Below are 9,725 nucleotides of genomic sequence, written 5' to 3'. Positions count from 1 at the left end.
AAATCGGCAATCCATCGAGAAACGACTCGTTAGGCGTTTAGAGAAACTGGGTTATCAGGTGGAATTACAACCAGCTTCCCAAATCGCTTGAGGGGCTGGTTTCTTTTGTATTTTTCAGAAGAGAGTCTTACGGGTAGAGGTTTTTGGGTGGATGACCAACGTTCCCAGACAACGTAGGCCTCATCCTTTACGGTGAGGCTCCGTGAAACGTACGCTATTAATTCTCATTCCTCTTGATGCGTGCTGTATCACGAATTTCTTGCAAATTGAGCAGTTCAGCTACTTCATAGGTTGTAATGGCACCTTTTTTGGGTTTGAGACGAATGAGCGTGGGAAAATGACCTGTGCGACCATGGAGTTCGGCTAGTAGCGCGAATGCTGCTGGCGCATAACCGGGTGGATTAATGAGCAGTGTACTTGTTTGCAACTCTTCAGATGAGAGTCCTGCTGCATTTACGATAGTGATGATTTGCTGGTCAAGTGGTTCATCCTGAATGATCTGCACAGGTATCGTACGTATATCATCGATAGCTGCTGCCGCGAGCGTTTCTATTTGTGTTCGCTGTTCATTCGTTAAGGGATGACTGAAATTAAGTAGAATCATTGAATTAGATCCTCCGGTATTTTGGATTTTTTGCTTCCTGTTCCATAATACGAGCGATATCTGGTAATTGTTCTTTCGTCACGATAAGGATCTGATACTGTTCGGCCTGCTCACGAAATGATTTTATACTATCTCCTGTGCCTGGCTGGTTGGTGATAAAAACTTTACCTACATATGATCCTCCCAGGACATTGGCCTTCGCTGCAAGTTTGTGGAGATATTGTTTTTCTGCTTTAAATGGATTATATTCTGCTTTACATTCAGCCACAATAAGCTGTGCTTTATAGATGAGCGCAAGATCAAACTCTCTTTCTATATTCCCATCAAGCACATGACATCCCCATTGACAATGTCTTTCGTCGGCCAGACCTGCGTTGATAATCTCGTTCCAGACATAGAATTCCAGCCAATCTCCTGTTCCGATAAAGTTTGAAGCTTCCGTCGAAGCAAAGTGACATATTGTGTCATGATTGCTTCGATGTCCTACCGTGATAAGATGAGCTTCCGCAAGGATTTTTACTAAAGGGGAGATGATCAGATGTTCTGGTTTTTGTTGCCATGTGTTGTGCTCAAGTTAGTTTCCATCTTCTTCTGCTCTTCCTTTGCTGCTTTCGCCATTAACCTAAAAGGCCTGTATAGCACTTTTTACCCAAACATATAGACAAAATTCTCTATTTGACATATTCTAGTAAAAGGGTTTTACACGCGATTAGATTGAATTGTGTTATGTCAGCTTTCCTTCTCTACAATTTTTTTATTACACCGGGAGAAATCAGTCGATCAAGATTTGACTTTAAAGAGATTCCAATCTTTTGGAATCGCGACAAGATCTCCTAAATGGTACTTGTCTATCCGGGAATAGACGACAACAGCTTTCTCAAGCCGTGGCTCATATGCTGCGATCCAGGGAATATGCGCGCTTTTGTAGAGTTGTACCAGTGCAGTAATGAACCATTGGGGGATTGCTCCTGAAATGATAATGCCTTTTGCTGTGGAAACGGTTGGGACTGGGATTGGCTCTGGTTGAATGTATTCAATTTGTTTTGATGGCATATCTACTTCTAAAAGGGTTGCATCTGCGTTGCTTTTTGTACTGGTACATACTTCTGGATGCTGCCTGGTTGAAAAGGATAGGGGAATTGGTTGAACCCACCTCCGGCGTGGATCAAACTGATAAAAGGGCTGTTCAAGATGCCCTGCGATAGCTGCGCAGACCCAGTTAGGCGCCCTGCCATAGATGAAATAGAAGGATTGCGCCGATAATTGTGTCAGCAGTTGGGGCAGCATGTTGGGATACCATTGTTCGCCCGAGGGCACAATGGTATGAAGGTTGAATATCTCATATGGAGCCTGCTCGTATGCTATCGGTTTGTGTTCTTCCTGACCAAAGGGTTCAAACAACCTGGCGATGTGCTCGACAAGGGCATCCATCACTTCATTGTGTATTTCTTGTCCTCGTTCAATGTTACATATCGTTCCTTCGATAATGGGCGTCAGGGATCTGAGTTCTGAGGCCCCATATTGTTGAGAATAGAGCTTTGCCAGTAGTTCTTTCCCTTCAACAAAATACTGCCAGGCCTGTGTTGAAGCAGGATCCTCGGCTTTTAGGAGGAGGATAGCATGCGTACACTGCTGAAACAGTAATTGCTCAGCTTCAGTGGGTTTACCGCCCATATCAACCAGGAACGGGAGATAACGACGTGAGAGATTCTGGCTCACTCGTGTGATAAAGTGCTCGGGCCACTTCCCTTTGTGGTTGCGTCGTATCAAGCTAGCTGTTTCTATATCGCTTTCCTGGGACCAATTGCCTTCACCATCTGGACAGGCGCGGATGGTGTAGTGACTGATACCCCGTTTATATAATGCCTGCGATAAGCTGTGCAGAAACACTGTTTTACCCGCGTGAGGAGGCCCTCCAACGAGGATTGCTGGTAATGGATTTATCATGATTATTTGGTCCTTTCTTTCATTGTTTGCCTACTGAGATGAGGAATGTGCCTGTGCCGAATCAGAAACAAGTGCTGGTGGCGACTCTTGGTGGTCAGCCACAAATTGTGACCTTTACGCTCGATCTTTTACTGGAGAACTTCCCTATTACGGATGTTATTGTTGTACATCCAAAGGCTTCTGAAGGACGCTTACGTCATTCTTTGACTCGTCTCATGGGAGAATTTGCAGGCAATTATTATCAGGCAAAAGATCGTATTATTCACTTTCAGTCCTATATGCTTGTGCGTGACGATAAACCAATTGATGACATCCAGGATGAAGACCATGTTGATGGTACCCTCGATACGTTTTTTCGATTGATTAGCGATCTCAAACTTCAACAGGCTCGCATTCATCTTTCTGTAACTGGTGGGCGTCGCTTGATGGGCTTACTCGCACTTTCTGCTGCCTCGCTCAAGTTTGATCCTGATGATCGTATCTGGCACTTGTATACACCTGATGATACCCAGGTGCAGGCAGATGGTGGCGTTATCATGCATATGCCTCTCGATGGCAGTATTAAGCTCATTCCAACCCCATCTATCTTTCCTGGTGCCTATTCTTACTCTTCTGCTGATTCCTTTTATGTGGCCGAACGTGAACAACGCTCGCAGTTAGATGCTCAACAAGCTGATCGTTGCCGCCATGTGGTCTCGCAACTCACGGCACGTCAATCAGACGTCTTGCGAGCCTTTGCGGCGGGACTCAACCAAAAAGAGGTAAGCCAAAGATTAAGCATTACCAGTAAAACGGTTGACAACCATAAAGCTGTCATTCTTGATCTTTGTCGAGAAATTTGGATGATAGATGAAAAGACGAGAGTTGGTTATCATTTCCTCTATACAAATTTCGCTACATATTTCATTAACAATGAGTATATATTGTGAGTAGAGAAAACGCATGGGAGAATTCACCCAGATATGCATATAGCGAATATAGGTGAATTCTCCCATGCCTTTTTCGCTCTGTTGTTTTATACTGGCAAACAATAATAAGAAAAAGTATAAAGTAGGAAGGATGTTTTATGGTGCAGAAGATAACCTTCTCTCTGCAAACAATTACCCCATTATTCCTGGCGGGAGCAGATCAAACGCAGGCCGAACTTCGCCCTTCGGCGTTTCGAGGTGGTATGCGCTATTGGTATCGAGCTCTCGTTGGTGGGATAGTTGGGACGGATACTGAAGAATTGAAATTAGTGACCGCGCAAGAAGCTGCCTTGTTTGGCGCAACTGACGCTGGTTCGGTGCTACGTATCAGAATACCTGAACCGTCTTTAAGCAGGCAACGTTATCAGCGCAAATCTACGGATTATAAAAATATAAATGGAGAGGATTACCTTCTCTGGTCTATGTTTCCAAGGAATTCAGCCGCTCGTGCGTGTTTTCCGTCTCAGACGACTTTTCCCATTATTATATCTGCACATGACAATAAAGATGATCTTTTCAAGCGTGGCCTGGCTGCTTTCTGGTTGCTCACGCATCTCGGCGGAATAGGTTCGCGTTCGCGCAGATGTGCAGGAAGTTTGCAGGTACAAGTAGCTCCTGATGACGCGCTTCCTATCGAACTTTCTTTTGCTGTTTCACCCACGCTGGAAGCACTTCGTCAGCAATTGTCGGAAGGCATTAAGATAGCACGAACATTATGCGGATGTACCCAACCACCTGCTTTGAATAGAGCATCATTTGATGTTTTATCGGCTTCTACCTGTCAGATATGGCTCCTCTCGGACAATGGAAAACCGTGGCAGAGTCCAGAGGCTGCTATGAATACCATTGGTAAGCATTTACATGACTATTATCGCAACTCAATTAATAATCAGCAACGAAAAATTTTTGGGCTTCCCGTTCAGAATCTTGATAGCCATACACGTCTGCCATCTCCGCTTCATCTCAGCCTTAAAAAGCTAGAGGGCGAGAAATATGTTTGCGTGGCTGTTCTTTTCAAAACAGATATAACTATCGGGCAAAACCGTGATCTTGCTGACTATGAGCCGATCAAGGATTGGATTAAAACCTGCTTTTCGGGGAAAAGCGCCTGTGAGGTGGGATTATGAGTCGCTATATGTTGCTTTTCTCGTTGGGACCGGTCCAGGTGTTTATTGCGCAGACGCGTAAGACACGTGATCTCTGGATTAGCAGTTTGCTGCTCTCCAAATTGATGGAGGCTGCAATGACGAATATTCCTGGACAATTTGTTTTTCCAGCTCAGAGAACAGTGGGTGCAACACCGGATATCCCGAATAAATACGTGGCGCTCTTTCCAACGTTGGCCGATGCTGAGTTGGCCGCCCGGCAAAGCCAGAGCCAGATCGCAGCGTGTTGGTCCTATCTTTGTGATGCTGTCTATGAGGATGTTGTGAAACCACATGGCGATAATGAAACGAAGCGCATCTGGCAGCGGCAGACGGCGTTTGAGACGATGTTTGAAATCTATTGGATTGTTCGGGAACGGAAGCCAGAGCAGGTTTACCACGAGTGGCTAAAAGATGCCAATACTCTTTTTGCCGCTCGTAAGCGATTGCGTAATTTTCAGTCTCAGGATGAGCCTGGCATCAAGAGTTCAATCTCTGGTCAGCGTGAGATTTTACACACAAGTGCCTCGGATCAGAAAAGCATCAAAGCTTTCTGGTTAGAGTTAGCTCAAAATCATTCTTCTATGGATATTAACCTCGATGGTACCGAGCGCCTGGACTCCATTGATATTATCAAACGCTTTGTGATGAAGGTATCTAAAACCTCGACTATTCCTGCTCTCTCCACTCCCGGTGCGTTTGCACAACCATTTCCGTCGACAAGCTCTATTGCTACGGCCTCTTTTGTAGAAAGCTTGCTTGCCGGGAAGATTGAGGCGAGTATCTTACAGCGGTGGAGAATTGCGACGCCGAAACCTTTAAGCTCTAAAGGTGAAGATGCCACACGCGATATTCCTTTTCTTAAGCATGCCGCAGACAAAAATGGGGAGCTTGGCTGGCTTTTGAGGCGGGATGGCGATCTCTACTTTTCGGAGGTCTTTTCACCACGTCGTCTGAAAAAAGATTATCAGGTTAATGATCTTACAACTGCTGAGCAACTGGGGCATCATGGTCGTGGTGCTTTACGGGCACTATTAGCCGCTGCAACGGCCGCTTCGCTGCAATCACCTACCCCCTATTATGCGGTTATCCAAATGGATGGAGATCGGATGGGCATCCTCCTCAATGGAGTGACAAGCCAGCAAGAACATGAATCTTTAAGCAAGGCTCTGTCTGAATTTGCCCGTGAGATTGCTGGTGACCTGGTTGAGAAGAACTATCCTGGTCGATTGGTGTATGCTGGCGGCGACGATGTTCTGGCTTTTGTTCCCCTATCTCGGGATGTTGCTGAAGCGGGGCAGCCGCTCCATGTCCTTGAACTGGCGGATCATTTGCAGGATCGCTATCATCAAAAAGTTGTCCATGCGCTATCTGAGCCGCGAGATGAAAGGCGTGTCGCTGGAATTACGGCGAGTACAGGTATCGTTATTGCTCATCATTATACTTCGCTATCGTACGTTCTGCGCGCTGCGCGCCTTGCCGAAAGTAGTGCGAAGCATCAATATGGACGAAATGCTCTGGTGGTCACCATCGTTCGCCGCTCTGGTGAGCAGACGCGCGTTGGTTGTCAATGGCGCTATCCTGAATTGCGTGCGGAGGGACAGCCAATCGCTTTGTTTTCACACTTCTGGCGCTGGTTTAAAGAGGATCGCCTTTCCCCTACCTGTGTGCATCTGCTACTGTCAGAGTCTTCCACCCTTGTGGGGCTTGAACAGCGTGCGCAACAAAGCGAGATTGCTCGTGTTCTGCAGCGCCAATTCGCTGAGGAGGTGACTCCTGAAGTGAAAAAGATGCTTGGGCAGATTGCTGATGATCTGGTCAGGTTGGCCGTTGCTATGGATGAGGCTAATAATGGTAGCGAGGATGATAAACGCTCCTGGACGGTGGAATTGCATGCTGATCAGCGCCGTTATGGCCTCGTTGAAGTGCTGGGATGGTTACTTGTGGTTGCGTTTTTGACTCGCAAGGAGCAGGAGTAATGCGTATATTCATTGAGCCGGTCGATCCATTACTGTTTCGCACTGGACGGCCATTTCAAGCAGGCGAGGATAATTTTGCGGAGACGCTCTTTCCTCCGACCCCTGAAACTCTACAAGGAGCTCTACGCTCAGCGTTGGCTGTACAGTGGGGGGAAACGCGCAAGCAGCCGCTACGAGATCTTAATCAGATCTTTCAGGATCGTGACCTGAAGCGTATCATTGGCATCTTTAACGATTACGGAATGCTGCGTATCACAGGCATCACGTTAGGGCGTCGTGATCCACAGACCAGACGCGTTGAGCGTCTCTTTCCCGCGCCTGCACATCTTGAACATGGCATATTTGCGACATCAGATGGGCAGAAAAGTCGGCAAATTGTCCGCTTACGTCCCGAACCGATGGAGGCGATGGACATGACGAATTTGCCTCCTGGCTGTGTCCCCTTGCTCCCGGATCAGCGTGGTTTGCAGATGGTAGAGAAATCTGAAGCTTTCACCGAATGGTTGACTCCCCGTGGCCTGGAGACAATTTTGCAGAATGATAGCTTTCAGGATGGCGATGCTACCTGTATGGTATCAACCAGGCACATCTACACTGTTGAGTCCCGTCTGGGCATTGGCATGAATAACGATACAAACACAACGAAAGAGGGCTATCTCTATCAGATGCAGATGGTTCGTATGCATCAAGACTATGGTTTTGTGGTGGATATTGAGTTTGGTGAGGAAGGCAATGGTACCAGTCCCCAGCCGGTTAGTGAACAGCGCTCAGAGAAGGTATCTGCTTTGAGCTTTCTCAAACAGGGTTGGATGACTTTGGGGGGCGAACAACGTGCTGCTCATTTTGAGATACTTGCCAGTGAGGAGTGTGTCTCTGAACCTGCCATGAAAAACCGCCATATGGGAAATTTCCTCTACTTCGCGACTCCCGCCTACTTTTCTTCAGGATGGATATCCGATGCCGCAGGGATGTTTCCGATACGGCCGATTGCTGCTGCAATCCCTCGCTACGAGTCTATTGGCGGCTGGAAACTCATGCCCGGTGGCTCTGGTGGGCAGAACAAGGCGATGCGCCGTTGTATCCCCGCTGGTAGCGTCTACTTTTTTGATCGCCGGATAGAAATAACACAACCTATCACCGAATATGGTTGGCAAATTGGCTATGGTATTACCTATATAGGAGAATGGAATAAACAATGATTACTGATACCACGATGCTTTATCTCTACGTTGAAACTCCTCTCCATGCTGGCGCTGGCTCTGGATTAAGTAGTATTGATATGCCTATTCAGCGCGAGCGGGTCACACAGTATCCAATGATCCAGGGCAGTGGCATCAAAGGAAAGTTGCGTGCTTCTGCCGGTGATGCCTGGAATCCAAAGGAGGTCGCGCTCGTGTTTGGTCCTGACAATGATGGGGCAGAGCACGCTGGAGCATTGATCGTTGGCGATGCCCGCATTTTATTGTTTCCGGTGCGATCCTTAAGTGGAGTCTTTTCCTATATAACCTCTCGGGATGTGCTGAGCCGCTTCCTCCGTGATTATAATCGCCGTGGCAATGATCTGTTCTGGAATATTGTACATGATCTTGATATCCCGGATCATACGGCGTTGGTTCCTACTAAAAATAGCATTACTGCCGAGGGGGCGCTGGTACTGGAAGAGTTTAGTTTTGACGCCCGGCCCGATGAGAAGGTCAGCGAACTTGGCCGCTGGCTGGCAGAATATGCCTTCCCTCAGTCGCCAGAGTATGACTACTGGCGTAAAAAGGTGAAGGACTCTCTTGTCCTGCTGCCGGACAACGACTTTCGCGATTTTGTGGTGAACTCCACGGAAATTGTCACGCGTATTCGTATCGATCGCCAGACAAGGACTGTCGATCGCGGGGCACTTTGGACCGAGGAGCATCTGCCTACCGATACGGTGCTCTATGTGCCAGTGTATGCCACTAATTCGCGCAAAGCGAGAAATGGGAATGATGATGTTGAGCTGGCTGCTGCTGACATACTTAACAAGGTGCGTTCACTCACCGAAAGCCAGAAAGGATACATCCAACTGGGTGGTGACGAAACTATTGGGCGAGGGATAGTGTGTATGAGTTGGGCTAGAGAGGAGCGCTAGTTATGAGTGAGCAACAGCTGTCAGGTACAAGGAAACAGAATAGCGAGCAGAGGCGTGGCCGCCATGCCTGGACAAGTATCCAGGAGATTAAAGGGCTTACTGATAAGTCCCATAAAGAGCGTGAAAAGAAATATCGTTCGCTCGCACGAGGTTTCAACGCAATGCTCCAGATCAATGGACTTGGTCAGACATTTGGTTTTATCTGCGCAAAAAGCAAGCCGGACAAGCAAAAATCAGAGGTGCGTAATGAGTATTATTATTTCGCACAACATATCACCAATTGGATGAAAGAAAACTTTCGGGCCAATAATATTGCTGTCATGGAGAAGGAACAGAATGGCTTTCTGACCTGGATTATTGATAATGACACTACGAGCGCAGATTATCGGCGAGCGACCACCGAATGTCTTGCGCTGGGCGTCTGGTTACGCCGTTTCGCTGAAGCTGAGTTAGAAGGAGAAGAGGCATGATTAACAAAAATGCGAATCCTGATCATCCCTATCTCCCTCCGCAAACGGCTGAAATCGTGAGCGCGTATAGAGGAAAATGCCAGAATATCGCTCTCGTGCTGGATAAATATGTGCCACGGCAGGTGATCAATGAGCCTGAAAATAAATATCCCTGGTTCAAGAAAATCGCTGAAATGAACATTGACGGGAACTTGATCCAGCATCTATTCAAACGTTGGTCTAATATGATCGAGAGCCTGGGGGCAGAACGCTTTGATGCCACGTTAGAATGGCGCATGATTGTCGGCCTGGGCGGTGAAACTGTCCTTGAAACAGACATCACCCTCCATCATCTCTACGGCATCCCTTACATTCCAGCCAGTGCCTTAAAGAACTTATCCGAAAACCTACAAGGAGGAAACGCGATCACATTGTTGAAAGCAAATGAGCGCACAAGCCAAGCACAACAAGGTCTGATAGGAACGCGGGCGCTTCTCCCAGCGGATCAGCAGAC

At 47.3% G+C, this 9,725-nt stretch carries 9 protein-coding genes and 1 pseudogene; 7 read left to right on the top strand and 3 right to left on the bottom strand.

Translation table 11 applies throughout. The features are described 5' to 3' along the window. Positions 1-217: 217 nt before the first annotated feature. The 3 genes from csx15 to F1593_RS26260 all read right to left on the bottom strand — a co-directional run bounded on the left by csx15 (position 218) and on the right by F1593_RS26260 (position 2,551). Positions 218-604: a CRISPR-associated protein Csx15 gene (gene csx15 / locus F1593_RS26270; protein ID WP_149404527.1), complete on the bottom strand. Its 387-nt coding sequence runs from the start codon at positions 602-604 to the stop codon at positions 218-220. A gap of 4 nt (positions 605-608) precedes the next feature. Continuing rightward, positions 609-1,028, bottom strand: coding sequence for a Card1-like endonuclease domain-containing protein (locus F1593_RS26265; protein ID WP_371873920.1), 420 nt, complete (start codon positions 1,026-1,028; stop codon positions 609-611). A 356-nt stretch (positions 1,029-1,384) separates the two neighbouring features. Further along, positions 1,385-2,551: a CRISPR-associated protein Csx3 gene (locus F1593_RS26260; RefSeq protein WP_149404525.1), complete on the bottom strand. Its 1,167-nt coding sequence runs from the start codon at positions 2,549-2,551 to the stop codon at positions 1,385-1,387. Positions 2,552-2,604: 53 nt separating this feature from the next. On the opposite strand from F1593_RS26260, the gene F1593_RS26255 reads away from it, so the two are divergent. The 7 genes and pseudogenes from F1593_RS26255 to F1593_RS26225 all read left to right on the top strand — a co-directional run. Further along, positions 2,605-3,480, top strand: coding sequence for a CRISPR-associated ring nuclease (locus F1593_RS26255; protein ID WP_172632468.1), 876 nt, complete (start codon positions 2,605-2,607; stop codon positions 3,478-3,480). A 137-nt stretch (positions 3,481-3,617) separates the two neighbouring features. Beyond that, a complete protein-coding gene (gene cmr1, locus F1593_RS26250; protein ID WP_149404523.1) occupies positions 3,618-4,646 on the top strand; it encodes a type III-B CRISPR module RAMP protein Cmr1 in 1,029 nt (342 codons plus the stop codon). Continuing rightward, positions 4,643-6,643 carry a type III-B CRISPR-associated protein Cas10/Cmr2 gene (gene cas10, locus F1593_RS26245; protein WP_149404522.1) on the top strand — a complete coding sequence of 667 codons (2,001 nt, stop codon included), beginning with the start codon at positions 4,643-4,645 and terminating at the stop codon, positions 6,641-6,643. Before cmr1 ends, cas10 begins: the two co-directional genes overlap by 4 nt. Continuing rightward, positions 6,643-7,842, top strand: coding sequence for a type III-B CRISPR module-associated protein Cmr3 (gene cmr3 / locus F1593_RS26240; RefSeq protein WP_172632467.1), 1,200 nt, complete (start codon positions 6,643-6,645; stop codon positions 7,840-7,842). The genes cas10 and cmr3 overlap by 1 nt, the downstream gene beginning before the upstream one ends. Continuing rightward, positions 7,839-8,762, top strand: a complete 924-nt coding sequence (gene cmr4 / locus F1593_RS26235) for a type III-B CRISPR module RAMP protein Cmr4 (protein ID WP_149404520.1) — start codon at positions 7,839-7,841, stop codon at positions 8,760-8,762. Before cmr3 ends, cmr4 begins: the two co-directional genes overlap by 4 nt. A 2-nt stretch (positions 8,763-8,764) precedes the next feature. Beyond that, complete coding sequence (cmr5, locus tag F1593_RS26230; protein WP_149404519.1) at positions 8,765-9,232, top strand: type III-B CRISPR module-associated protein Cmr5; 468 nt, start codon at positions 8,765-8,767, stop codon at positions 9,230-9,232. Further along, positions 9,229-9,725 (top strand): annotated as a pseudogene (locus F1593_RS26225) (hypothetical protein); the annotation flags it as partial. The gene cmr5 and the pseudogene F1593_RS26225, both read left to right, overlap by 4 nt.

The organism is Dictyobacter arantiisoli (assembly GCF_008326305.1).
Classification (GTDB): domain Bacteria; phylum Chloroflexota; class Ktedonobacteria; order Ktedonobacterales; family Ktedonobacteraceae; genus Dictyobacter; species Dictyobacter arantiisoli.
Note: the sequence above shows the minus strand (reverse complement) of the source record. Positions and strands in the feature narration are given on the sequence as shown.